Source organism: Mesorhizobium sp. WSM1386 (assembly GCF_055901595.1).
Genome location: NZ_CM148373.1, coordinates 3713860 through 3736533, shown reverse-complemented (window position 1 = coordinate 3736533; position 22674 = coordinate 3713860). Strand labels below are relative to the sequence as shown.

Below are 22674 nucleotides of genomic sequence, written 5' to 3'. Positions count from 1 at the left end.
CTTCGCTCCAGCGAGCTTCGGGTGGCAGGCCACCCTGAGGCTCTATCTCTAATAGAGCGGCTCCTCGAACAGCGTCTTGTCGCCGTCGACCAGCGCCTTGATCTGCGCCTTGCCGTCGCTGGCAAGGGCAAGCCTGACCCCGAAGGGGCGCACCCGCATGTCGTTCTGGATCGCCATCCCTTCGCCTTCGGGCAGGTAGAAGCGCTCGATGCCGTAGTCCGGTGCGATCGTCGCGCTCTCCCCGCGAAGATCCCAGCCCTCGGTGACATGCCCTGATATATCCGCCTCGTCGGTACCCGCCGGCGTCGGCGCCTTACCGAACCAGGCGGTGGTTGGTGTCCAATAGCCGTCGGGGCCCTTCCTCAGGCGGACCGCGATCGGCGTATCGTCGCTCGAAAATTTGCCGGCAGGAATGTTGGCGATCATCTTCACCGGGATGCGCGAAATCTCGTAGCCGAGGATAATATAGTCGCCGCGCAGCAGGTCGCGCGGATCGACGGGTTCGATCTTCAACAGCACGTCCTTGCCGTTGCGCAGGATCGCCGCTCGGCCGGCGATGATCCAGCTCAGGAACCCTATCTGGACGAGCGCCAGCACCAGCGCCGAAATGATCAGTCGCTTTCCGGTCATCATGCCGTCGCTCCCGTGGTGACTGGACCCTTCATGCGTTTTTCGACGCGGATGATGACGACCGCGAGGATGCCGAGCAGCACGGCGGCGGCAAGGAAGAAGCCGGCAGTGTCGAGCATCGACTGCAAGGTCACCACATAGATGATGGCGAGTTCGAAGGCGAAGCCGAGATAGGCAAGCCAGCGCAGGCCACGGCTCTCCCGTCCTGCCAGCACGATCGCCGCGACGATGCCGGCCAGCGCGACGACGGAAGCGATGGCAAAGCCGCTGTTGTAGGTGCTCTCGTCGGCCAGCTCGAACTGGACGATTGCGAGGCCGGTGAGGAAGCCGAGCAGTGCGTGCAAGGGCAAGCGGCCGCCAAGCTGGACGATCCTGTCGACCGGCTCCGGTGCGAACACGGCAGCCGCGAAAAGCGCGGCAGAGACAACGACCAGGGGTATCGCCACCGGCAGCGTCGCGTGGTTCATCGCCAACAGCACGAGATAGAAGATGAGCGACAGGACGATCAAATGGCGTGCCGGCTGGCTGCGGGTCCAGAACGAGACGGCAAACAGTACGGCCGCCATGATGACGAAGGCGTGCGGAAATTCATTGCGATAGAAATAGTCGAACCCTCTCAGGAACAGCCAGGCATCGGCGATGCCGACCGCGGCGACCGTCAGCGGGTTCGACCGCAATACCACCGCCGCCAGCGACGTGCCGGCGCCCCACGTGATCAGGGCGGAAGCCTCGTCGCCCGAGAGATGATACATTTGGCCGATCAGCGCGATCGAACCGCCGAAAGCGGCGGCGGCCACGATCCACAGGGCCTCGCCGATTGCCGCATGGTCGCGCGTCTTCAGCACGGCGCCGCCGACATAACCGCCAAGGATGATGGCAAAGAGGGCTACGACCCGCGCCAGCCGCGGGATCGCGTCCCAGTTGGCGGCGACGAAGATCAGGATGGCGGCGCCGAACAGCAAGGCGGCCATCATTGCCAGGATCGAACCGAAACTGAGCGAATTGCGCTCGTTGGCCTCGACGTCACGCGTTAATGTATCGGCTGTCGCCGCGTCGATTAGGCCCGCCTGCCGCCACCGCGCGATATCCGACCTTACTCGTGACGAATAACCTGCCATCCCGCTTCTCCCCCAAGTTTGGTCTTTTTTTCAGCCGGCCCGGTCAAACCTTTGACGCAGCGGCACTTTCTGATTCTGGCTTCTTTGTGTCAGGCCCGTGAAGGCGCGTTAATGTTGCATTGCACAATTTGCATTGCTGCCATGCAGCCATAGCGCTTTTAAATCGATATGGGTCCCCCTATTTATGGTTCGTACACAAACGGAATGATCCGCAAGAAAGACGAAACGAGAACTACCATGAACTTGATCCGCAACTATCGCAACTGGCGCCGCTACAGGGACACCGTGTCCGAGCTGAGCCGCCTGAGCAACCGTGAACTGACCGACCTCGGCATCAGCCGCAGCGACATTCCTTACGTCGCTCGCAAGGCGGTCTAATTCTTCGGACCGCGAATGGTCCGAACCAGTTTTGAAAAGAGAACGACAATGAACCTGATCCGCAACTATCGTAACTGGCGCGTTTATCGCGAGACGGTTACCGAGCTGGGTCGCCTTTCGAACCGCCAGCTACATGATCTCGGTATCGTCCGCGACGAAATCAAGAGCGTCGCCCGCCGCGCGATCTAACAGGAATTTCGCTGGGGTCGACCTCCTCCCCGACCTCCAGCGAACGGTCAGCCCTTATCCTCCTCCCGAGGGTTGACCACCAAAACGGCGCCCGCCGCACCTCCTCCCGCGGCGGGCGTTGTTTCCCCGGAGCGAAATGAATTTTGCTCCAAAGGTTTCGCCCCTTTTCAAAACGCGAAAGAGATTTCGTCAAAGCCGACCTCCTCCCCGGCGATGACGAATAGGCCCGACCTTCACCTCCTCCCGAGGGTCGGCCAACCAAACGGCGCCCGCCGCACCTCCTCCCGCGGCGGGCGTTGTTTCCCCGGAGCGAATGAATTTTGCTCCAAAGGGTTTTGCCCCTTTCAAAAGATAGCAAAAGAGATTTCGTCAAAGCCGACCTCCTCCCCGGCAATGACGAATACGGTCGGTCTTCACCTCCTCCCGAGGATCGACTCCCAAAACGACACCCGCCGGACCTCCTCCCCCGGCGGGTGTTGTTGTATTCAGCGCCTGGTTTCGCCCTCCGCGGTTTACCCAACACCAGGCACGGCAATTGCAATCGCCGCATCAAGCGATTATTCCGGCGCTCATGAGCAAAAATCCCATCCATATCATCGGCGGCGGTCTTGCCGGTTCCGAAGCCGCATGGCAGGCGGCGCAAGCCGGCGTATCGGTCATCTTGCATGAAATGCGGCCCGTTCGCAGCACCGACGCGCACAAGACCGATGGGCTGGCCGAACTCGTCTGTTCCAATTCCTTCCGCTCCGACGATGCCGAGAACAACGCCGTCGGCCTGCTGCATGCCGAGATGCGGCTGGCCGGTTCGCTGATCATGAGCGCCGGCGACGCCAACCAGGTGCCGGCAGGCGGCGCGCTGGCCGTCGACCGCGACGGTTTCTCCGACGCGGTGACGAAAAAACTCGAAGCGCACCCGCTGATCACCATCCAGCGCGAGGAAGTGCCGGGCTTGCCGCCGGCGGATTGGGACCAGGCAATCATCGCCACTGGCCCGCTGACCGCACCGTCGCTTGCCCAGTCGATCGCGGACGCGACCGGCGCCGATGCGCTCGCCTTCTTCGACGCCATCGCGCCGATCATCCATTTCGACACGATCGACATGGACATTTGCTGGTTCCAGTCGCGCTACGACAAGGTCGGCCCGGGCGGCACCGGCAAGGACTACATCAACTGTCCGATGGACAAGGACCAGTACCTCGCCTTCGTGCAAGCGCTGGTCGACGGCCAGAAGACCGAGTTCAAGCAATGGGAAGGCACGCCCTATTTCGATGGCTGCTTGCCGATCGAGATCATGGCCGAGCGTGGCGTCGAGACGCTGCGCTACGGACCGATGAAGCCGATGGGCCTGACCAATGCCCACCACCCGACCGTCAAGGCCTACGCCGTGGTGCAGCTGCGCCAAGACAATGCACTGGGCACGCTCTACAACATGGTCGGCTTCCAGACCAAGCTCAGGCATGCCGAGCAGGTGCGCGTGTTCCGCACCATTCCGGGGCTCGAAAACGCCGATTTCGCACGGCTGGGCGGCCTGCACCGCAACACCTACATCAACTCGCCTACCTTGCTCGACGCGTCACTACAGTTGAAGTCGCGGCCTGGCCTTCGTTTCGCCGGCCAGATAACCGGCTGCGAAGGCTATGTCGAGAGCGCCGCCATCGGCCTGCTCGCCGGCCGCTTCGCCGCCGCTGAACGGCTCGGCCATGCGCCGTCGCTGCCGCCGCTGACGACAGCGTTCGGCGCCCTGCTCAACCACATCACCGGCGGCCACATCGTGTCCGACGATGAGCCGGGCAAGCGGTCATTCCAGCCGATGAACGTCAATTTCGGCCTGTTCCCGCCGGTCGAAGCGGTGAAGATCGAAGGCAAACGCCTGCGCGGCAAGGACAAGACGGTCGCCAAGCGCCATGCCATCACCTCGCGCGCGCGGGCTGATTGCAGTGAATGGCTTGGGTTGCCGGCACAGACGCAAGCTGCGGAATAGCAGACCACCAGATTGGACCCGAACGATGAAGTAGGATAGTATCCTACTTCATCCGCAAGGAGCCATATTATGGAATCCGCCGAAAAATTGTCCGTCACCGTCACGCCAGCCATGGCTCGCATGATCCGCGAGAAAGTCGAGGACGGCTCCTTCGGCTCGGCGAGCGAAGTTATCCGCGCGGCGCTACGCGCCTTCCAGCGCGAAGAGGAAGAACACGCCGAGCGCTTGGCCTCGATCCGGGCGCGGGTGAAGGCGTCGATCGAGGATACGAGGCCAAACCTTTCCGCAGAAGAGGTTCGCGAACGGCTTAGGAAATTCGCTGATCAACATTCGAGCCGCGCTGATGATTCGGCGGCTTGAAGTCGAGTATCGCGAAAGCGCCAGCAACGATCTCACCAACATTTTCAGACACATAGTCGAGGCAAGCGGAAATCCCGACCTAGCGCTGAGATTCGTGCTGCGTATCGAAGACCGCTGCCAGAACATCGGCAACGCACCTCGCGGCGGCCGCTCGCGCGAAGATATCGCGCCGGGATTGCGAACCGTCCCGTTCGAGCACTCCGCCGTCATCATTATGTGATCGAGAGCGATATCGTCCGCATCGTCAACATCTTCTACGGCGGCCGTGACTACGAAACACTAATGCGCGATGGTGGTTCGCGCGAGCCTTCGTAGCGCTACTCGGCCGGCTCCCCTGCCGCCATCGGCAACCCCGGCTTCCCCGCCTCGCTTGGATTTCGCCTGACATAGGCGGCCTTCAGGCTCTCCGAGGTTTCGCGCGAGCCGTCATGGCTCCAGCCTGGCGGCTTGATCAGATAGTTGATGCGATCGCCACTCGAAAGACCTGGCGCAAAAGCGTCCCTGAACATTCCGATCCACTCGTGAAAAGCCACTTTCAGCGGATTGAAGGTGCCGAGATTCTTGACGATGCCGTAGCGCGGCCGGTCCTCCTCCAGCTCTTCGACGAAAGTGCCGAACATGCGGTCCCAGATGATCAGCGTGCCGGCATAGTTGGCGTCGAGATAGCGCGGATTGGTGGCATGGTGGACGCGGTGGTGCGAGGGCGTGTTGAAGATCAATTCGAACCAGCCCCACATCTTGCCGATGGTCTCTGTGTGGATCCAGAACTGCCAGACGAGGTTGAAGCCGAAGGTGAAGGCAATTACCGCCGGATGGAAGCCGAGCAGCACCAGCGGCGCCTGCAGCACGAACATGAAGGTGAACAGGCCGGTCCAGCTTTGCCTGAGCGCCGTCGACAGATTGTAGTGCTGGCTGGAGTGATGGTTGACATGCTCGGCCCACACCCAGCGCACCCGGTGCGCGATGCGGTGATAGACGTAGTAGCGCAAATCATCGAGCAGGAAAGCGGCCAGGAACACCCAGACCGACAGGCCGAGGTTGAAGACACGGAACTGCCACAGCCACAGCAGTGCCCAGTAGGAGACGACGCCAAGCAGCAGTCCGGCGACGACATTGCCGGTGCCCATCATCAGGCTGGTCAGCGTGTCGCGCGTCTCGAACGCCCCCTTGGCGCGGCCTGTGCGCACCAGCCAGAGCTCAATCAGGATGGCAGCGACAAAGAACGGAATCGCCAACTGGGTGACCTGCGGAAAATTGTAGTCGTCCATCAAGCAGCCTCCGCAGTGGAATTTGATTGGTGCGCGCCGAGAGCATTCAGCAAGGCTTGAGCATCACCGGCACTGGCAAAGCGGAAGCTGCCGCCCTTCCAGGTAAAGTCCGCCAGGCGCACCAGAATTGTGTTCGTTTCGTCGGAATTGGACACGGAGACGTCCGCAGCCGTGACGATGCGGGTCAAAAAGCAGTCGCCGACGCTGTGCACGATGCCGATGCGCCCGCGCCCGATATCCAGGAATGCCGTCCTGGCATCCGCCGTCAGCTGGACTTTCGCGGCCACTTCGTCTGGAAAATCCTCGGCGAAACGGCTCAGCGCCTGATCTGCGCCGGCAAGCATCGCCGTCCTGGTGCCGCCGGTGAAATGCACGGCGGCGACCGACAGCGCAATGCCGAACACGACAAGGACGACCAGCACAGGCAAGCTCATGGATGGATTTCCTCCGGCCGGCCTGTCGTCTTCGGCGACAGTTCTCGGCTCGGCCGAATCCTTAACACGATTGACGTTTACGTCAAAGTGCCGGCCAGCCCTTGCTTGCCCGACGCAGCAGCAGCCAATGCCGGCGCAAGGCGGACAGCCGTACGACGCCATCGAGCGGTGATTGGCGCGCCCGTTCCATCTTGCCGAGATAAGCGCGCGACAGCGCCAACGGCAGAAACGCCGCACGCAACGATGCCGGCAGCGCTACGGCGCCTCGCTCGAAGGCGGAAAGATGCTCGCGCGCCAGCGCCATCATCGCCGCCACCGCGCGCTGCGCACCAGGCCCGCCATCGCCAGCGACGAACTCCTCCGGCGATGAGCCCGCCGCCGCCAGGATGTCGGCCGGGACAAAACACTGCCCTCGCTTGCGGTGCAGCGGCAGCAGAAGCAACAGGCCGGTCATTGCCTGCGCACAGCCTGCCCTGCCCGCCAGTTCGGCGAACCTTGGCGCCTCGACGGGATCGAGCACCATCGCGGCAAGCTGGATGAGTGCTGCTGCCGTCTCGCCGCAATAACCTTCCAGATCGGTGCGCGACGGCATCGGGTCGTCGTAGAGATCGAAGATGCGGGCTTCGAGCATGTTCTCGAAGGCAAGTTTCGGCAATTTGAACGCTGCGACGGTGGCATTCAAGGCTTCGGCAACCGGATGACCCGCACCCGCCTCGCCGCCGGCGGCGATCACGTCCCGCCACCATTGCAGCCGCACCTCGCCGGGCAACGGCTCGTGGATGCGATCGCGGATACCGGCGATCTCGGCATTGAAGGCATAGAGCGAAAACAGCGCGTCGCGCTTGTCGGCCGGCGCATAGAGCGCGGTGAGATAGCGGTCGTGGTCGGCGGCACGCACCGTGTCCATGACGATCTCGGTATTCCGGGACATGTCAGTTGACGGCGATAAGCGCGGCGGCCACGGCGCGGTCTTCCGCCAGGAGCACGTTGTAGGTACGCACGGCAGCCCCCGTCGACATCGGATCGGAGGCTATGCCGGCATTCTTCAGCGCCGCCCGCAGCGCCGCCGGCAATGGCCTCAAATCCCTGCCCATGCCGACCAGCAGGATCTCGACCTTGTCCGCCTCGGCCAGCAGCCTGTCGAAATCCGCGACCGTCAGCGCCTGCGGATTTGCCGGCTCCCAGCCATGGATTCCTGACGGCAGGCACAGGAGCGAGCCGCGATGCGACATGTCGGCAAAGCGGAAGCCGCCGTTGCCGTAGGCCTCGATCGGCGCGCGGCCAGGGAAGTGCGCCTCGCGGATGACGATGCCTTTGCCGGTCACCACTTTGTCACCCCTTCGGCGCCGCGCGTCAGGTCGCGACCGCCTTGCCGCCGTTGACCGGCTTCTCCTCGTCAGCCGAAGCCTGCGGCCGCAGCTTGAACAGGATCAGCAGCGGCGCCGCGATGAAGATCGACGAGTAGGTGCCGAAGACAACGCCGAACAGCATCGCCAGCGTGAAGGAGCGGATGACTTCGCCTCCGAACAGCACCAGCGCCAGCAGCGCCAAGCTGGTCGTGACGGAGGTCAGCGTCGTTCTCGACAGCGTTTCGTTGATGGCGTTGTTCAGAAGCTGCGGCAACGGCATTCGCTTGTATTTTCGCAGATCCTCTCGAACGCGGTCATAGACCACGATCGTGTCGTTCAGCGAATAGCCGATGATAGTCAGGATCGCGGCCAGCGATGACTGGTTGAACTCCAGCCCGGTGATGACGAAGAAGCCGAGCGTCATGACCACATCGTGCACCGTCGCGACGATGGCGCCAACCGCGAACTGCCATTCGAAACGGAACCAGACATAGACAAGGATGCCGACCAGCGCGACGATCATGGCGATGGTGCCTTGCTTGGCCAATTCGCCGGAAACCGTCGGCCCCACCACCTCGACGCGGCGGAAATCATACTGGTCCTGCAACTCGCCGCGGACCTTGTCGATCACCGTCTGCTCGGCATTCTCACCGGCATCTTGCGTGCCGACGCGGATCAGCACGTCGTTCGGCGCACCGAACTGCTGCACCTGCACTTCGCCGATGTTCAGCTCCGTCAACCGGTTGCGGATATCGCCAAGATTGGCGTCGCCGCTCTTGGACTGCACCTCGATCAGCGAGCCGCCCTTGAAATCGATGCCGTAATTGATGCCGACGCTCATGAACAGCACCACCGACAGTATCGACAACGTGCTCGACAGCGCGAACGTCCACCGACGGATGCCCATGAACGGAATTTTCGTGCCGGGCGGAACGAAGGTCACCGGTGCCTTCGGCAACTCCTTCGGGCGAGCGCGACGCAGCCAGATCGACACCAGCAGACGGGTGAAGGTGAAAGCGGTGAAGACCGTGGTCAGAATGCCGATGGCGTAGGTGATGGCAAAGCCCTTCACCGGTCCGGTGCCGAGATAGAACAGCACCACGGTGGCGATCAGCGAGGTGACGTTGGAATCGACGATGGTCGCCAGCGCCTTGGTGAAACCGGTGTCGATCGCCTGGATCACGGAGCGGCCGGCACGTCGCTCCTCGCGGATGCGTTCGTAGATCAGCACGTTGGAATCGACCGCCATGCCGATGGTCAGCACGATACCGGCAATGCCGGGCAAGGTCAGGGTCGCGCCGAGCAGGGAGAGCACGCCGACGATCATCGCCACATGGACCGCGAGCGCGATGTTGGCCAGGAATCCAAGGAAGCCGTACGCGACGAACATGAAGGCGACGACGAGGATCGAGCCGATGATGCCGGCGACCTTGCCGGCATGGATCGAATCCTGGCCGAGGCCCGGACCCACGGTGCGTTCCTCGATCACCGTCAGTGTCGCGGGCAACGCGCCGGCGCGCAGCAGCACGGCGAGATCGTTGGCGCTCTGGGCGGTGAAATTGCCGGAGATCTGGCCGGTGCCGCCGAGGATCGGCTCGCGGATCTGCGGCGCCGAAATCACCTGGTTGTCGAGGATGATGGCGAACAGCTTGCCGACATTCTGCGCGGTCGCCTGGCCGAAGCGCGCGGCACCCTTCGAATCGAAGCGGAATGAAACCACCGGCTCGTTGTTCTGTGAATTGTAGGTCGCCTGCGCGTCGACGAGGTTTTCGCCCGACACGATGACGCGGTTCTCGATCAGATACGGAACCGGCGGATCGTCCTGGGAGTAGAGCACCGACGAGCCCGCGGGCGGCCGCCCCTTGAGGGCGTCCTGCACCGGCATCGACTGGTCGACCATCTGGAACGTCAGCTTCGCGGTCTGGCCGAGGATTTCCTTCAGCCGCTGTGGATCCTGCAGGCCAGGCACCTGGACAAGGATGCGGTCGTCGCCCTGCCGCTGAACGATCGGTTCGGTGGTGCCGAGCTCGTTGACTCGACGCTCGACCACCTCGATCGACTGTGCCAACGCGGTCGACGTGCGGTATTTGATGCCGGCGTCGGTCACAGTGAATTTGAGCAGGCCGGGCTCGGATTCATCCAGCGACATTTCCTGGATGGAGCCGCCGGTGAACAGGCCCGCCGCAACCGGGTCGGTCAAGGTTTTCAGGGCCTTCTTGGCGGCATCGAGCTGGGCGGGGTCGGTGATGCGCACCTGCAAGGTCCGCCCGTTGCCGGCAAGACCGGTATAGCCGATCTTGGCGTCACGCAGCAGTGTGCGGATTTCGTCGCGTGTCGTCTCCAGCCGATCCTTGATCAGGTCGTTCTGGTTCATCTCCAGCAGGATGTGCGAGCCGCCCTGCAAATCGAGGCCGAGCGTCATCTGCCGCTTCGGAACCCAGCTCGGAAGTTGGGCCAGCGTGCTGGCAGGGAACAGATTGGGCGCGGCGAGGATCACTGTGATGGCCACGGCCACCCAGATCAGGATCATCTTGAAGCGCGAAAAGTACAGCATATGGCGTCGTCCGTCAGAGCGTGTCCGCGGATCGCTCCGCCTGGAATTGGGTTATTTCTTGGCGTTCTGGTTGGCCACCGGTTCGCCCTTGACGCGCACATCGGCGATCGTCGAGCGCAGCGCCGTCACCTTGGTGCCGCCGCCGAGATCGATCTCGAGCTCATTGTCGTCGATCACTTTCGTCACCTTGCCGACGAAACCGCCGCCGGTGACGACCGTGTCGCCGCGACGGACCGCCGCCAGCATCTCGCCGCGCTTCTTCAGCTGCGTGCGCTGCGGGCGGATGATCAGAAAATACATGATCACGAAAATCAGGACAAACGGCAAAATGCTGATGAACATATCGGGAGAGGCGCCGCCGATGCCTTGGGCGTATGCCGGTGTCACGAACATCGAGGTACTCCTGAATTTTGAAAACGGCCGCGAACGGCCCCCTTGAAATTTGGCCGGAATATAGTCGGTAAAGTTGTCAATGCAACTGCGCGGCCCGGCAAATCGGCTGCTTTTCCGGCCTGTTGAGCCGTGTTAGAGCAGGATCGCGAAAAGCGCGAGCCGGTTTTCCGAAAAGATCACGCTCGAACAAAAGGTTGGAACTAGTTTCGAACCCGACGGATTCGAAAAGATCACTTCCACCTGCCCCAGGAAACGAAGCAAAAGACCTGAAATGACCGACAGCAGCATCGACGCCCTCAACAAGAAACTCGACAGGCTGATCGAGGCCGTCAGCCGCCTCGCCCCGCCGCCGGTACCCCAAACCGACCTCGGCGAGGCCGACTGCTTCGTCTGGCAGGCCGATCCCGGCTATCTGGAGCCGGTGCGCAAGGTCAACCGCGTCGACATCGGCCTGATCCGCGGCGTCGACCGTGTCCGCGACATCCTGGTCGACAACACCGAACGCTTCGCCGCCGGTCACCCGGCCAACAACGTGCTCTTGTGGGGCGCGCGCGGCATGGGCAAATCGTCGCTGGTCAAGGCCGTGCATGCGGAAATCAATGCCAGCGCTAAATCACAAAAGGCCAAGTCCGACCTGCCGCTGAAGCTGATCGAAATCCACCGCGAGGACATCGATACGCTGCCAAAGCTGATGGGACTGCTGAAGGCGGCTCCCTATCGCTTCATCCTGTTTTGCGATGATCTGTCCTTCGACCACGACGACACGTCCTACAAGTCGCTGAAGGCGGCACTCGAAGGCGGCGTCGAAGGCCGCCCGGCCAACGTCATCTTCTACGCCACCTCGAACCGCCGCCATCTGTTGCCGCGCGACATGATCGACAATGAGCGCTCGACCGCCATCAACCCGTCGGAGGCGGTCGAGGAAAAGGTCTCGCTGTCCGATCGTTTCGGCCTGTGGCTCGGCTTCCACAAATGCTCGCAGGACGAATATCTCGACATGATCAACGGCTATGCCAGCCATCACGGCCTCGACGTCGACCCCGAGCAGTTGCGCGCCGAGGCGCTGGAATGGGCAACGACCCGCGGCAGCCGCTCGGGCCGCGTCGCCTGGCAGTTCACGCAGGACCTGGCAGGCCGGCTAGGCAAGCCACTCAAGGATTGATGCATCGGATTGCGTCGCCAACGCCATCTAACGTCAAGATCATTTGGGCGGCTACGCCCGTCGCAAGTCACGCGGCGTTTGGCCGATCTCGCGGCGCATCCAATGCGCCAGGTGTGACTGGTGCGCGAAGCCCGTCAATTCCGCCACCTCGCTTGTGTTGAGATCGCCTTGCCGCAGCAGAATGCGCGCACGTTCGACGCGACGTCGCAACACGCTTCTCGGCGTCAAGGCGAGCAGCCTTGAGACGATGATAGCCGACACGCTGCGTGATCATCTTTGAGCCTTGAGGGAATAGGTGTTGGGCAGCAACTGAAAAAGCCCGCTCCTTGCGGGGCGGGCTGAGCCGGCGGGCTGGACTGGAGGTCAGACGGCCCGCAAAATTGCTTTTTTTCTTCTATTCGAGATAGGTCGAGGGATCGACCGGGGCCGAGTTCTTGCGCACCTCGAAGTGCAGCTTCGGCGAGTCCGTCGTACCGCTCATGCCAGACAGCGCAATTTCCTGTCCGCGCTTGACCTTCTGGCCGCGCTGCACCTCGATCGAACTGGCGTGGCCATAGACCGTGACCAGGCCGTTCTCGTGGCGCACCAGCACCGTGTTGCCGAATTCCTTGAGGCCGTCCCCGGCGTAGATGACGACGCCGTTCTCGGCCGCCTTGATCGGCGTGCCCGAGGGCACGGCGATGTCGACGCCGTCCTTGCCGGATCCGAAACCAGAGATCACCCGGCCGCGCACCGGCCAACGCATCTTGCCGATGCCCGTGGCATCCGGCGCCACCGCGTCGTCGTCCTCGGCCTGCTGGATGACCTTCGCATCCTTCTTCGGCGGCGTGTAGGATGCCAGCGTTTCCGACGGCGTTGTCTTTGCCGCAGGCTGCGTTGTTGCTGTCGTCACCGGATCGACCTTCGCCGGCTTGGCGCTGGCGACAGTCGCGGTTCCGCCGGCTGGCACCTTCAAGGTCTGGCCGATCTTGAGCAAGCCATCCTTCATGCCGTTGGCCTGCTTCAGCGCAACGACGCCGACGCCGGTCTTCCTGGCGATCGACGACATCGTATCGCCCGACTGGACCGTATAGGTGCCAGCCGCATTGGTTGCCTTGGCCACCTGCGTCGGCTTGGGCTCCTTGGGCTGGCTTGCGGCGGCCGACGTGTCGACCTGAGCGGCAGCCTTGCCTTCCTTGAGCTTCGGCTGCTGCGGCAGCACCGCGACCTTGTCCGGCGCGGTGGCCGGCAGGTTATGCTTCCCGTCCTTCGCCGGCTTTGCATCGGCGACCTTCGGCTCGGCCTTGCTCGAATAGGCATAGGCCGGGATGACGATCTTCTGGCCGCTCTTCAGCCCCTTGGTCGGGCTGAGGCCATTCACCTTCATGATGACATCGGCCGGCACCTTGTAATGCTCTGCCAGGCCGGAAATGGTCTCACCGTCCCTGACGACGATTTCGGTCGCGTGCGGCCTGCCCGCCTCCGCCACCTTCGGCGCATCGGGCTGCGCTTCCTTGAACGGCTTCGCGGCCGGCGCGACGGTGCCGGTTGTCGTCCTGTCGACATGAGGAGCCGGCCGGACCATGGCCGGCGCCGATGCGACACGCACCGGATTGGCGGCAGGCGCGAGCGCCGGCTCTGGCTGCGCCTGGGCTGTGGCGGGCGGCGGCAACGGCCGGCTCGAAACCGGATCGAGGCTGGAGCGGCTCACCGACTGCGTATGGCTGCCATCGAGCGGAGCGGCCGAGACGTCGCCCGGATAGGGCTGTACGGCATCCTGCTTGTTGATGATGGCGCGCTGATTGTTGGTCGAAGAGGTGAAGACGTCATCGACACTGTTGAACCGCGAAGCCTGGGAACTGCACCCTGCTGCCGCGCCTGCAATCATGAGAACAGCGCAGCCCCGCGCCAGATTGCGACTATTTGCCTTCAAAACACTGAATTGCATCGCACTAACCCGCACAAACGCTGAACCAACTGGACAGGATTAAAGCGCGTTAATGTTACTGGTCGGTTAACCCATTAGAATCCGACGAAAATTTTCTTAAAACATTTTCGAGTGGACTGGAGGCGCGTTGAGATTCAGGTCAAGCCGGGTCGAAAATGGTTAACCGGAGCGGAGCGTACTTCAGGTACGCGAGCGCTGGAGGCGCAGATATCAGCCATTTTGCAGGCCGGCCTCACCTGAATCTCAATGCGCCTAGAGCGTTTCCTGTTTTGAGAGAATCGTAGGATTCCCAAAGAAGGTTGTTTGTGATTCAAGATGCTGGCTGGATTGGAGGCCAGCATCTGATGACGCGAGCGCTTTCAAACGATCTTCGTGAGCGTGTTGTTGAGGCAGTTGGCGCCGGTGAGAACTGCCGTGCGGTGGCATCGCGCTTTGGCGTTGCAGTTTCTTCTGTAGTGAAGTGGTCGCAGCGTTACCGTGCCACCGGCTCGGTGGCGCCGGGCAAGATGGGCGGACACCGCAAGCGCGTTCTGGAGCCGCATCGGGCCTTCATCGTGGAGCGGATCAATCAGACCTGTGAACTGACGCTGCATCGGCTAAAGGACGAGTTGGATGCGCGCGGGATCAAGGTTTCGCACAATACGGTCTGGATGTTCCTGCGCCGCGAGGGCCTGAGCTTCAAAAAAAACGCTGTTCGCCCTTGAGCAGGCACGCGCTGATATTGCCCGCAGGCGTCAGCGATGGCGATCTTGGCAGACCGGTCTCGATCCGCAATGCCTGGTCTTCATCGACGAAACCTGGATCAAGACCAATATGGCTCCGCTGCGAGGCTGGGGGCCGAGGGGCAAGCGGCTGCGCGGCCTGGCGCCGCACGGCCATTGGCGCACGCTGACCTTCCTGGGCGCGCTGCGCTGCGATCGGCTCGCGGCACCTTGCGTCTTCGACGGACCGATCAACGGCCAATGCTTCCGCGCCTATGTCGAGCAGCAGCTCGTCACCGTTCTGAAGCCCGGCGACATCGTCGTCATGGATAATCTGGGAAGTCATAAGTCGGCGGCCATCAGGCAGATGATCAAGGCTGCCGGTGCCAGGCTTTGGTACCTGCCGCCCTACTCTCCGGACCTCAATCCGATCGAGCAGGCCTTTGCCAAGGTCAAACACTGGATGCGCCAGGCTCAGAAACGCACCGTCGAGGACACTTGGCGCCACATCGGCCACCTCGTCGAAACCATCGAGGCAGCCGAATGCAAGAACTACTTCGAAAACGCCGGGTACGCTTCCGTCAAAACCTGAAAGGCTCTAGATCACCGCGGCGACGCTGCGCAAGATCGGCTGCAGCCGCACCAGGCCGATATCCTCACGCTCGAAACGGCTGCCGACCTTGGTCAGCTTGGTCAGCACCTGCTCGCCCTCCTCCGGCCCGATCGGCGCGATGACGATGCCGCCGCTCGACAAATGATCGAGCAGGAAGCGCGGCAGGCTGTCGAAGGCGGCCCAGGCAACGATGCGGTCGAATGGCCCTTCGTTGGGCAAACCGCCGGAGCCGTCGGCCTGGCGGACAATGACATTGCCGATGCCGAGCGCCTCGAAACGTTGCCTCGCCTGTTCGACGAGCGTCTTGTAGCGGTCGACGGTGACGACCCGCGCCGCCAGCCGTGACATCACCGCCGCCGTATAGGCGGAGCCGGTGCCGATCTCGAGCACGCGGTTTCCCGCTTCGATGGCGAGTGCGGCGATCACCGCCGCTTGCATGTCCGCCCCTTCGATCGCCTCGCCGCATTCGATCGGCAGCATGCGGTCCGACCAGGCGATCTGATGGAACTGCGCTGCCACGAAGCCATGCCGCGGCGTCGCCTCGAAAGCCGCGATCAGGGCCTTCGGCACCGTTCCCCTGCCGCGCAGGCGCAAAAGGAAAGCCGCAAATCCTTCGCGATCGTCGATTGGAAAGCCCTGGTTCATGCAAGCGCCTTGCTCAATTGGTCACGGATCTCATGCGCGGTGAGGTCGAGCTGCAAAGGCGTCACCGACACCAGGCGGTTGCGCAGTGCGTAGAGATCGGTGCCTTGCTTGCCCTCGACCGGCTCGCGGCCGAAGCGCAGCCAATAGTAAGGCAGGCCGCGCCCGTCACGCCGCTCGTCGACCCAGAGGCTGTGCACGAGCTTGCCCTGCGAGGTGACCACGGTGCCTACGACTTCCTCGGGAAGGCAGTTCGGAAAATTGACGTTGAGCAGCACGCCATCGGGCAGCGGCGTCGCGACAAGCTTCTTCAGCAGCGCCGGCGCCAGCGCCTCGGTGGTCTCATAGGGAACCACGCGATCTTCGCCGACAGTGCTGTAGCCCTGGCTGAGCGCGATCGAGCGGATGCCGAGCAGCGCGCCTTCCATGGCGCCTGCGACGGTTCCCGAATAGGTCACGTCGTCTGCGATGTTGGCGCCCGAATTGATGCCCGACAAGATCAGGTCGGGGGCGCCGGGCAGGATCTTCTTCACGCCCATGATGACGCAATCTGTCGGCGTGCCGCGAACGGCAAAATGCTTCTCGCCGATCTTGCGCAGCCGCAGCGGCTCCGAGATCGAGAGCGAATGCGCATAGCCGGACTGGTCCTGCTCCGGCGCCACCACCCAGACATCGTCGGAGAGCGTGCGGGCAACGCGTTCGAGCGACGCCAGGCCCTCGGCATGGATGCCGTCGTCATTGGTCAGAAGAATGCGCATTATTTCGATTCGATCTTTTCCAGACCGCCCATGTAAGGCCGCAGCACTTCAGGAATGGTTACGCTGCCATCCTCATTCTGGTAATTTTCGATGACAGCTATGAGCGCGCGGCCGACAGCGGTGCCCGAACCGTTCAGCGTATGGACGAAGCGGTTGCCCTTGCCGTCCTTGTAGCGGGCGTCCATGCGGCGCGCCTGGAAATCGCCGCAGACGGAGCAGGACGAGATTTCGCGATAGGCGTTCTGGCCGGGCAACCAGACCTCGATGTCATAGGTCTTGCGTGCGCCAAAACCCATGTCGCCGGTGCACAGCACCATGGTCCGGAACGGCAATTCCAGCCGCTTCAGCACTTCCTCGGCGCATTGCGTCATCCGCTCATGCTCGGCGATCGACGATTCCTGGTCGGTGATCGAGACCAGCTCGACCTTGTAGAACTGGTGCTGGCGCAGCATGCCGCGCGTGTCGCGCCCGGCCGACCCTGCTTCCGAGCGGAAGCACGGCGTCAGCGCCGTATAGCGGAGCGGCAGCTTTTCATGCGCGGTGATTTCCTCGCGCACCAGATTGGTGAGTGGAACCTCTGCGGTTGGGATCAGGCCAAGCCGGCCCTCCCCGTGCGGCGTGAAGAACAGATCCTCCTCGAACTTCGGCAACTGGTTGGTGCCGAACAGCACCTCGTCGCGCACCATCAGCGGCGGAATGATTTCCTCATAGCCGTGCTCATTGGTGTGCAGGTCGAGCATGAACTGGCCGATCGCGCGCTCCATCCGCGCCAACCCGCCCTTCAGCACGGTGAAGCGTGAGCCCGACAGTTTTGCCGCGCGCTCGAAATCCATCATGCCGAGCGCTTCGCCGATCTCGAAATGCTCCTTCACCCAGTTCCGGCGCGTCGGCACTTCGCCGACGATATGCTTGACCACATTGTCGTGCTCGTCCTTGCCGATCGGCACGTCGTCGAACGGCACATTGGGCAGCACGGCAAGCGCGTCGTTCAGCGCCTTGTCGAGCTCGCGCTCGCGCGCTTCGCCATTCTGGATGAAGGTCTTGATCTCGCCGACTTCGGCTTTCAGTTTTTCCGCAAGGGCCGCATCGCCCGAACGCATGGCGTTGCCGATCTCCTTCGAGGCGGCGTTGCGGCGCTCCTGCCTGGTCTGCAACTCGGTGACATGCTCGCGCCGCGCCTCGTCCCTGGCGATCAATTCATCAACCGTGGACTGCGCCTCAGCCGCCGACCACGAGCGCTTGACCAGCGCCTCGACAAGGGCCTTCGGGTTGTCGCGAATCCATTTGATGTCAAGCATGGTTTATCCGTCCTCAGCTATGCGAGAGGGCGTAAACCGCATCCTTGATCGATGCAAGATAGAGCGGGCAGCGACTGTCTATTTCCGGCGCTGCCTGTTGTCTTACGGAGCAGCCGGCGCCGGAGGCTCGTCCGGCGTTTTATCCGCCACGGTCTCGCCGGCTTCCTGCTTCTCGCGCGCCACCCGCTGCTTTTCCTGATCCCGCTCGATCCACCGCGCGGCCCAGATCGAGACCTCGTAGAGAAGGATGGTCGGAATGGCCAAGCCGATCTGGCTCATCGGATCCGGCGGTGTCAGCACGGCGGCAACGATGAAGGCAATGACGATCGCCCATTTGCGCTTTTCCGCCAACGCCTTGGACGACAGCATGCCGACGCGCGTCATCAGGCTGGTCACCACCGGCAACTGGAATACCAGGCCGAAGGAGAAAATCAGCGTCATGATGAGGCTGAGATACTCCGACACTTTCGGCAGGAGCGAGATTTGCACCTGATCGTCGGTGCCGGCCTGCTGCATGGCGAGGAAGAACCACATCACCATCGGCGTGAAGAAGAAATAGACCAGCGAGGCACCCATCAGGAACAGAATGGGCGACGCGATCAGGAACGGCAGGAAAGCGTTGCGCTCGTTCTTGTAGAGGCCGGGCGCGATGAACTTGTAGATCTGCGTGGCGATCAGCGGAAAGGCGATCACCATGCCGCCGAACATGGCGAGCTTGACCTGCGTGAAGAAGAACTCCTGCGGCGCGGTGTAGATCAGTTCGACCTTGTGCGGATCGAGCCCCGCCCATTTCGTCGCCCATTTGAACGGGACGACCAGAAGGTTGAACAGCTTCTTGGCGAAGAAGAAGCAGACCAGGAAGGCGACGAAGAAGCCGCCGAGCGACCAGATCAGCCGCCGACGCAGTTCGATGAGATGCTCCATCAGTGGAGCGGACGATTTTTCGATCTCGTCCTTTTCCTTGTCCGAAACGCTCACTTGGCGGCTCCCGCCGTCTTTTTGGCTGCCGGCTTCTTCACTGGCGCAGGTTTCGGTTCGGCCTTCGCCACGGTCTTGGCAGCAATCGTCTTGGCCACAGCAGGTTTCGCCGCTTCAGGCTTTGGCGCAGGCGCGGTCTTCGCTTTCACAGGCGCAGAAGCTTTTGCCGCCGACGCTTTTGCAACCGGCCCAGCCTTTACCGGCGCAGCTTTGGTCGCCTTCTTCGCCGCGGTCGCCTTCGGCGACGCACTCGCAGGCGGTGCCACCACCGATTCATCGGTCATTGCCGGGAAAGTCACCGGCGCGACCTCCGCGCCGCCAGGCATGGTCGTCGCGCCGTTCTTCAACGGCTCGGCCGCCACGGGTGTAGAGGGTGCGGGCGTTGCCGGATCAGGGGCCGGCTTCGGCTTCATCGCCGCGTCGACGCCGGCGCGCACATCGGCTGCCGCCTGCTCGAAGGGATTGAGCTGCTTCTTGATCTCGGCAACGGGGCTGAGGCCCCTGAGCTCGTCGACCGACTTCTTGACGTCGTCGAGCTCTGCTTCCTTCAGCGCTTCGTTGAACTGCTTCTGAAAATCGGCGGCCATGGCGCGCAGCTTCGCCGTCGTGCGACCGAAGGTGCGCAGCATGTTAGGCAAATCCTTCGGCCCGACGACCACGATCATGACGATCGCGATCACCAGCATTTCGGTCCAGCCGACTTCAAACATGGCAATCTGTTCCGACTAGAACTTTCTGGCTCAGCTCTTGCTGGCTTTTTCCTTCACGGCCGAAACGGTCTCGTCGGCACGGTGTTCGACGGTGCGCTTGTCTTCGGCGACGTCGTCATCCGCCATGCCCTTCTTGAAGCTCTTGATGCCCTTGGCCATGTCGCCCATCAGTTCCGGAATCTTGCCGCGGCCGAACACCAGCAGCACGATCACCAGCACGATCATCCAGTGCCAAATCGAAAATGAACCCATAGCTAATCTCTCTCGAACGTTTTCCCTGGCGATGATCTATGCGTTTTCGCGTTGGGATTCAAACACAACAGCGACAGAGTTTATGAAAGGGTGGCGGTTGTCACGCATTTTCAGTGTGATGGCCCGCTACGAATCCGCGCATGTACAGTCTGCCGACTGCTTTTGAAACAGATTTCGCGGTCAATCTTCCGTGACGCGCGGCGTCAGCAGGCCGAGTTCCTCGAGATCGATGTCGGTCAACGGATCCTCGTCCTCGGCCAGCGCATCCGGGTCGGCCGGCGGCTGCGGAATGGAGAAATTAGACGGCATGCGGCCCGAAAGCAGGCCGGCGCCCTTCAATTCTTCCATGCCGGGGAGATCACGGATTTCCTCGAGCGCGAAATGGTCGAGGAAGGTTTCGGTGGTGCCGTAGGTGACCGGACGGCCGGGTGTCTTGCGGCGGCCGCGCATGCGCACCCATTCCGTCTCGAGCAGCGTGTCGAGCGTGCCTTTCGAGGTCTCGACACCCCGGATGTCCTCGATCTCGGCGCGCGTCACCGGCTGGTGATAAGCGATGATCGCCAGCACTTCGAGCGCCGCTCGCGACAGCTTGCGCTGCTGCACCGTATCGCGGCTCATCAGGAAGGCCAGGTCGCCGGCGGTGCGGAACGCCCAGCCATCGCCGACGCGCACCAGATTGACGCCCCGCCGGGCATAGATCTGCTGCAGCTCGACCATCGCGAGGGTGACGTTGATGCCGTCGGGAAGGCGCGCGGCAAGCTGCTTTTCGCTGACCGGTTCGGCGCTGGCGAACACGATCGCCTCTGCCATGCGCACGGCCTCCGCCATATGCAGGCGCTCGGCCGGATTCTGGACCTGCTCGGCGCCCCCCTCGGCAACAAGCTCCTGCTCCGGATCATCTTCGACCTTGAACGGGATCACGGAAGCGTTGGCGCGTTCGCTCATGTTGCCACCTCGACTGCCTTGATCGGCTGCACCCGGCCGCGCAGATAGATCGGTGCGAACGTCTGATCCTGACGAACGTCCATCGTGCCGTCACGCACCAGTTCCAATGTCGCCGCAAAGGAACTGGCGATCGCCGTGCGCCTTTCCTCGGGGCTGGTCATGTACACGATCAGGAAACTTTCCAGCGTCGTCCAGTCGCTAACCGCCCCAACCAGGCGGGTCAGGACGTCGCGCGCGTCCTTGAGCGACCAGACGCCACGCCTGGCGATCGTCACATTGTTGATTGCCTGCTTCTGCCGCTGCTGGGCATAGGCGGTCAAGAGATCGTAGAGCGACGCCGAATAGGCGTTGCGCTTCTCGATGATGACCATTTCGGGCATGCCGCGCGCGAACACGTCGCGGCCGAGCCGGTTGCGGTTGACCAGACGCGCCGCCGCGTCGCGCATGGCTTCCAGGCGCTTCAGCCGGAACTGCAGAACCGCCGCCAGTTCCTCGCCGCTTTCGCCTTCATCGCCCGGCTGCTTGGGGATCAGGAGCTTCGACTTCAGGAAGGCAAGCCACGCCGCCATCACCAGATAGTCGGCGGCAAGCTCCAGCCGCAGCGTCCTCGCCGTCTCGACGAAGGCCAGATACTGCTCGACCAGCGCCAGGATGGAGATGCGCGCCAGATCGACCTTCTGGGTGCGGGCAAGGTGCAGGAGAAGGTCAAGCGGACCTTCGAAGCCGGCCACGTCGACGACCAGCGACGGATCGCCCGTCAGCCGTGAATCGTCGTTCTCGGCCCACAGGCGGTCCATCGGTGCGGCCTTCGCGGCCTTGCTTTCCAATGTTTCCGCCACTGCCTAGTCACTTCCCTTTCAGCTAGGCCACCGCATCGAAATAGGTGGCGAATTCGGCGCGTATTTCGGTTTCTTCGGCCGCGTCGCGTTTCTCTATATAGGTCATCGCGCGCTTTGCACGCTCAAGCGACTTGCCCTCAAGCCCTTTGGTCCGCGAGGCGATGCCCGCCATCTCCTCGAAAACGCCGTTGCAGTGAAGGACCAGATCGCAGCCCGCCGCAAGGATCGAGGCCGCCTTTGTCGGGAAATCCCCAGAAAGTGCCTTCATCGAGGTGTCGTCGCTCATCAGGAGCCCATCAAAGCCGATCTCGCGGCGGATGATCTCGTCGATGACCTTGCCGGACGTCGTCGCCGGGTTGTTGGGATCGATGGCGCTGTAGACGACATGCGCCGTCATCGCCATCGGCAGATGGTTGAGCTCCCGGAACGGAGCAAAGTCGTGCCGCTGCAGATCACCGAGCGAGGCGTTGACGACGGGCAGCTCGAAATGGGTGTCGGCGAAGGCCCTGCCATGGCCTGGAATATGTTTCATGACCGGCAGCACGCCGCCCGACATCAGGCCTTCGGCAGCGGCGCGGCCGAGTTCGATGACCGGACGCGGCTCCTTGCCGTAGGCGCGCGCGCCGATGACGTCGCTGGCGCCCTCGATCGGCACGTCCAGCACCGGAAGGCAATCCGCCGTGATGCCGTAGCGCAGCAAGTCGAAGGCGTGCAGGCGCGCCAACAGCCAGGCCGCGCGGGCACCGGCGTCATGATCGTCGCGCCACAACGCGCCAAGCGCGCCGCCCGAGGGATAGTTCGGCGCCAGCGGCGGCCGCAGGCGCTGCACCCGGCCACCCTCCTGGTCGATGAACACCAGCGCATCGGGACGCCCGATGCAGTCGCGCATCTCGGCGACCAGGTCGCGGATCTGCTCGGTCTCGCCGATGTTGCGGGCAAATAGGATGAAGGCCCACGGGCATTCGTTGCGATAGAAATTGATTTCTTCGCGGGTGAGCGATTTCCCGGCACAGCCGAGGATCATGGATTTTGATTCGGTCATGCCTGGAGTCTAGGGCTTCGCGCGACGAAAGGGAATCGTCCCGGGATCACCGCCGCCCGGCGCCAGAACGGCTTCCACATGAAAAAGCCGGCGCGGTCTAAGACCGCGCCGGCTTGATTGGTTGACCGGTGACTAGAGCGGCTCACCGTTTCA

Annotated in this window: 25 protein-coding genes and 1 pseudogene; 7 read left to right on the top strand and 19 right to left on the bottom strand. The window is 62.7% G+C overall.

The window, feature by feature from the left end; genetic code table 11:
- Nucleotides 1-48: 48 nt before the first annotated feature.
- Nucleotides 49-633 (bottom strand): GDYXXLXY domain-containing protein, encoded by a 585-nt coding sequence (locus tag AC0NIH_RS18330; RefSeq protein WP_031250211.1) that lies wholly within the window; start codon nt 631-633, stop codon nt 49-51.
- Nucleotides 630-1748: a DUF2157 domain-containing protein gene (locus AC0NIH_RS18325; protein WP_473460640.1), complete on the bottom strand. Its 1119-nt coding sequence runs from the start codon at nt 1746-1748 to the stop codon at nt 630-632. Before AC0NIH_RS18325 ends, AC0NIH_RS18330 begins: the two co-directional genes overlap by 4 nt.
- 237 nt (nt 1749-1985) lie before the next feature.
- Between AC0NIH_RS18325 and AC0NIH_RS18320 the strand changes: the two genes are divergently transcribed.
- The 5 genes from AC0NIH_RS18320 to AC0NIH_RS18300 all read left to right on the top strand — a co-directional run bounded on the left by AC0NIH_RS18320 (nt 1986) and on the right by AC0NIH_RS18300 (nt 4876).
- Complete coding sequence (locus AC0NIH_RS18320; protein ID WP_013531315.1) at nt 1986-2126, top strand: DUF1127 domain-containing protein; 141 nt, start codon at nt 1986-1988, stop codon at nt 2124-2126.
- 48 nt (nt 2127-2174) lie between these two features.
- Nucleotides 2175-2315, top strand: coding sequence for a DUF1127 domain-containing protein (locus AC0NIH_RS18315; protein ID WP_091575276.1), 141 nt, complete (start codon nt 2175-2177; stop codon nt 2313-2315).
- Nucleotides 2316-2886: 571 nt separating this feature from the next.
- Nucleotides 2887-4296: a methylenetetrahydrofolate--tRNA-(uracil(54)-C(5))-methyltransferase (FADH(2)-oxidizing) TrmFO gene (trmFO, locus tag AC0NIH_RS18310; protein ID WP_473460643.1), complete on the top strand. Its 1410-nt coding sequence runs from the start codon at nt 2887-2889 to the stop codon at nt 4294-4296.
- A gap of 69 nt (nt 4297-4365) precedes the next feature.
- Nucleotides 4366-4656, top strand: a complete 291-nt coding sequence (locus AC0NIH_RS18305) for a type II toxin-antitoxin system ParD family antitoxin (RefSeq protein WP_287270552.1) — start codon at nt 4366-4368, stop codon at nt 4654-4656.
- A complete protein-coding gene (locus tag AC0NIH_RS18300; protein WP_352710928.1) occupies nt 4640-4876 on the top strand; it encodes a type II toxin-antitoxin system RelE/ParE family toxin in 237 nt (78 codons plus the stop codon). Before AC0NIH_RS18305 ends, AC0NIH_RS18300 begins: the two co-directional genes overlap by 17 nt.
- Before the next feature lie 97 nt (nt 4877-4973).
- On the opposite strand, the gene AC0NIH_RS18295 is transcribed toward AC0NIH_RS18300, so the two are convergent.
- From AC0NIH_RS18295 to yajC, 6 genes are all read right to left on the bottom strand, one after another.
- Nucleotides 4974-5924: a sterol desaturase family protein gene (locus AC0NIH_RS18295; RefSeq protein WP_473460646.1), complete on the bottom strand. Its 951-nt coding sequence runs from the start codon at nt 5922-5924 to the stop codon at nt 4974-4976.
- The gene (locus AC0NIH_RS18290) at nt 5924-6358 is read right to left on the bottom strand and encodes a hypothetical protein (protein ID WP_473460648.1); all 435 of its coding nucleotides are present in this window, start codon (nt 6356-6358) and stop codon (nt 5924-5926) included. The genes AC0NIH_RS18295 and AC0NIH_RS18290 overlap by 1 nt, the downstream gene beginning before the upstream one ends.
- A gap of 82 nt (nt 6359-6440) precedes the next feature.
- Nucleotides 6441-7289: a phytoene/squalene synthase family protein gene (locus AC0NIH_RS18285; RefSeq protein WP_352710934.1), complete on the bottom strand. Its 849-nt coding sequence runs from the start codon at nt 7287-7289 to the stop codon at nt 6441-6443.
- 1 nt (nt 7290) lies between these two features.
- Nucleotides 7291-7686 carry an Mth938-like domain-containing protein gene (locus tag AC0NIH_RS18280; RefSeq protein ID WP_352710936.1) on the bottom strand — a complete coding sequence of 132 codons (396 nt, stop codon included), beginning with the start codon at nt 7684-7686 and terminating at the stop codon, nt 7291-7293.
- A gap of 25 nt (nt 7687-7711) precedes the next feature.
- Nucleotides 7712-10261, bottom strand: coding sequence for a protein translocase subunit SecDF (gene secDF, locus AC0NIH_RS18275; protein ID WP_224689539.1), 2550 nt, complete (start codon nt 10259-10261; stop codon nt 7712-7714).
- Between the two features lie 51 nt (nt 10262-10312).
- The gene (yajC, locus tag AC0NIH_RS18270; protein ID WP_010909882.1) at nt 10313-10654 is read right to left on the bottom strand and encodes a preprotein translocase subunit YajC; all 342 of its coding nucleotides are present in this window, start codon (nt 10652-10654) and stop codon (nt 10313-10315) included.
- A gap of 271 nt (nt 10655-10925) precedes the next feature.
- On the opposite strand from yajC, the gene AC0NIH_RS18265 reads away from it, so the two are divergent.
- Nucleotides 10926-11816, top strand: a complete 891-nt coding sequence (locus tag AC0NIH_RS18265; protein ID WP_287270564.1) for an ATP-binding protein — start codon at nt 10926-10928, stop codon at nt 11814-11816.
- Between the two features lie 51 nt (nt 11817-11867).
- Here the strand turns inward: AC0NIH_RS18265 and AC0NIH_RS18260 are convergent.
- Together AC0NIH_RS18260 and AC0NIH_RS18255 are read right to left on the bottom strand one after the other, a co-directional pair.
- A pseudogene (locus tag AC0NIH_RS18260) lies at nt 11868-12035 on the bottom strand (helix-turn-helix domain-containing protein); the annotation flags it as partial.
- A gap of 175 nt (nt 12036-12210) precedes the next feature.
- Complete coding sequence (locus AC0NIH_RS18255; RefSeq protein WP_473460651.1) at nt 12211-13743, bottom strand: peptidoglycan DD-metalloendopeptidase family protein; 1533 nt, start codon at nt 13741-13743, stop codon at nt 12211-12213.
- Between the two features lie 344 nt (nt 13744-14087).
- Between AC0NIH_RS18255 and AC0NIH_RS18250 the strand changes: the two genes are divergently transcribed.
- Nucleotides 14088-15036 (top strand): IS630 family transposase gene (locus AC0NIH_RS18250; RefSeq protein WP_287389127.1). Its coding sequence is split into 2 segments (ribosomal slippage): nt 14088-14423 and nt 14425-15036, totalling 948 coding nucleotides; the frame shifts between segments, so codons are not numbered across the junction.
- 6 nt (nt 15037-15042) lie between these two features.
- Here the strand turns inward: AC0NIH_RS18250 and AC0NIH_RS18245 are convergent.
- The 9 genes from AC0NIH_RS18245 to nagZ form a co-directional block, all read right to left on the bottom strand.
- Nucleotides 15043-15702 (bottom strand): protein-L-isoaspartate(D-aspartate) O-methyltransferase, encoded by a 660-nt coding sequence (locus AC0NIH_RS18245; protein ID WP_473460654.1) that lies wholly within the window; start codon nt 15700-15702, stop codon nt 15043-15045.
- Nucleotides 15699-16457 carry a 5'/3'-nucleotidase SurE gene (gene surE / locus AC0NIH_RS18240; protein WP_023778729.1) on the bottom strand — a complete coding sequence of 253 codons (759 nt, stop codon included), beginning with the start codon at nt 16455-16457 and terminating at the stop codon, nt 15699-15701. Before surE ends, AC0NIH_RS18245 begins: the two co-directional genes overlap by 4 nt.
- Nucleotides 16457-17755 carry a serine--tRNA ligase gene (serS, locus tag AC0NIH_RS18235; RefSeq protein ID WP_473460657.1) on the bottom strand — a complete coding sequence of 433 codons (1299 nt, stop codon included), beginning with the start codon at nt 17753-17755 and terminating at the stop codon, nt 16457-16459. Before serS ends, surE begins: the two co-directional genes overlap by 1 nt.
- Nucleotides 17756-17857: 102 nt before the next feature.
- Nucleotides 17858-18733, bottom strand: coding sequence for a twin-arginine translocase subunit TatC (gene tatC / locus AC0NIH_RS18230; RefSeq protein ID WP_473460659.1), 876 nt, complete (start codon nt 18731-18733; stop codon nt 17858-17860).
- Nucleotides 18730-19443 carry a Sec-independent protein translocase protein TatB gene (tatB, locus tag AC0NIH_RS18225; RefSeq protein ID WP_023778726.1) on the bottom strand — a complete coding sequence of 238 codons (714 nt, stop codon included), beginning with the start codon at nt 19441-19443 and terminating at the stop codon, nt 18730-18732. The genes tatC and tatB overlap by 4 nt, the downstream gene beginning before the upstream one ends.
- 30 nt (nt 19444-19473) lie before the next feature.
- A complete protein-coding gene (locus AC0NIH_RS18220; RefSeq protein WP_013895102.1) occupies nt 19474-19695 on the bottom strand; it encodes a twin-arginine translocase TatA/TatE family subunit in 222 nt (73 codons plus the stop codon).
- 180 nt (nt 19696-19875) lie between these two features.
- The gene (scpB, locus tag AC0NIH_RS18215; protein ID WP_473460661.1) at nt 19876-20640 is read right to left on the bottom strand and encodes an SMC-Scp complex subunit ScpB; all 765 of its coding nucleotides are present in this window, start codon (nt 20638-20640) and stop codon (nt 19876-19878) included.
- Nucleotides 20637-21437 carry a segregation and condensation protein A gene (locus tag AC0NIH_RS18210; protein ID WP_473460693.1) on the bottom strand — a complete coding sequence of 267 codons (801 nt, stop codon included), beginning with the start codon at nt 21435-21437 and terminating at the stop codon, nt 20637-20639. Before AC0NIH_RS18210 ends, scpB begins: the two co-directional genes overlap by 4 nt.
- A gap of 64 nt (nt 21438-21501) precedes the next feature.
- Nucleotides 21502-22521 (bottom strand): beta-N-acetylhexosaminidase, encoded by a 1020-nt coding sequence (gene nagZ / locus AC0NIH_RS18205; RefSeq protein ID WP_287270576.1) that lies wholly within the window; start codon nt 22519-22521, stop codon nt 21502-21504.
- Between the last annotated feature and the right edge of the window lie 153 nt (nt 22522-22674).

Coding starts and splice junctions, on each gene's coding strand:
- AC0NIH_RS18330 (WP_031250211.1), bottom strand. CDS start 633: ATGATGACCGGAAAGCGACTGATCATTTCGGCGCTGGTGCTGGCGCTC.
- nagZ (WP_287270576.1), bottom strand. CDS start 22,521: ATGACCGAATCAAAATCCATGATCCTCGGCTGTGCCGGGAAATCGCTC.
- scpB (WP_473460661.1), bottom strand. CDS start 20,640: ATGAGCGAACGCGCCAACGCTTCCGTGATCCCGTTCAAGGTCGAAGAT.
- tatB (WP_023778726.1), bottom strand. CDS start 19,443: ATGTTTGAAGTCGGCTGGACCGAAATGCTGGTGATCGCGATCGTCATG.
- AC0NIH_RS18290 (WP_473460648.1), bottom strand. CDS start 6,358: ATGAGCTTGCCTGTGCTGGTCGTCCTTGTCGTGTTCGGCATTGCGCTG.
- AC0NIH_RS18300 (WP_352710928.1), top strand. CDS start 4,640: ATGATTCGGCGGCTTGAAGTCGAGTATCGCGAAAGCGCCAGCAACGAT.
- AC0NIH_RS18245 (WP_473460654.1), bottom strand. CDS start 15,702: ATGAACCAGGGCTTTCCAATCGACGATCGCGAAGGATTTGCGGCTTTC.
- AC0NIH_RS18305 (WP_287270552.1), top strand. CDS start 4,366: ATGGAATCCGCCGAAAAATTGTCCGTCACCGTCACGCCAGCCATGGCT.
- AC0NIH_RS18210 (WP_473460693.1), bottom strand. CDS start 21,437: ATGGACCGCCTGTGGGCCGAGAACGACGATTCACGGCTGACGGGCGAT.
- secDF (WP_224689539.1), bottom strand. CDS start 10,261: ATGCTGTACTTTTCGCGCTTCAAGATGATCCTGATCTGGGTGGCCGTG.
- AC0NIH_RS18315 (WP_091575276.1), top strand. CDS start 2,175: ATGAACCTGATCCGCAACTATCGTAACTGGCGCGTTTATCGCGAGACG.
- AC0NIH_RS18295 (WP_473460646.1), bottom strand. CDS start 5,924: ATGGACGACTACAATTTTCCGCAGGTCACCCAGTTGGCGATTCCGTTC.
- AC0NIH_RS18325 (WP_473460640.1), bottom strand. CDS start 1,748: ATGGCAGGTTATTCGTCACGAGTAAGGTCGGATATCGCGCGGTGGCGG.
- AC0NIH_RS18320 (WP_013531315.1), top strand. CDS start 1,986: ATGAACTTGATCCGCAACTATCGCAACTGGCGCCGCTACAGGGACACC.
- serS (WP_473460657.1), bottom strand. CDS start 17,755: ATGCTTGACATCAAATGGATTCGCGACAACCCGAAGGCCCTTGTCGAG.
- AC0NIH_RS18265 (WP_287270564.1), top strand. CDS start 10,926: ATGACCGACAGCAGCATCGACGCCCTCAACAAGAAACTCGACAGGCTG.
- yajC (WP_010909882.1), bottom strand. CDS start 10,654: ATGTTCGTGACACCGGCATACGCCCAAGGCATCGGCGGCGCCTCTCCC.
- surE (WP_023778729.1), bottom strand. CDS start 16,457: ATGCGCATTCTTCTGACCAATGACGACGGCATCCATGCCGAGGGCCTG.
- AC0NIH_RS18255 (WP_473460651.1), bottom strand. CDS start 13,743: ATGCAATTCAGTGTTTTGAAGGCAAATAGTCGCAATCTGGCGCGGGGC.
- AC0NIH_RS18220 (WP_013895102.1), bottom strand. CDS start 19,695: ATGGGTTCATTTTCGATTTGGCACTGGATGATCGTGCTGGTGATCGTG.
- trmFO (WP_473460643.1), top strand. CDS start 2,887: ATGAGCAAAAATCCCATCCATATCATCGGCGGCGGTCTTGCCGGTTCC.
- AC0NIH_RS18285 (WP_352710934.1), bottom strand. CDS start 7,289: ATGTCCCGGAATACCGAGATCGTCATGGACACGGTGCGTGCCGCCGAC.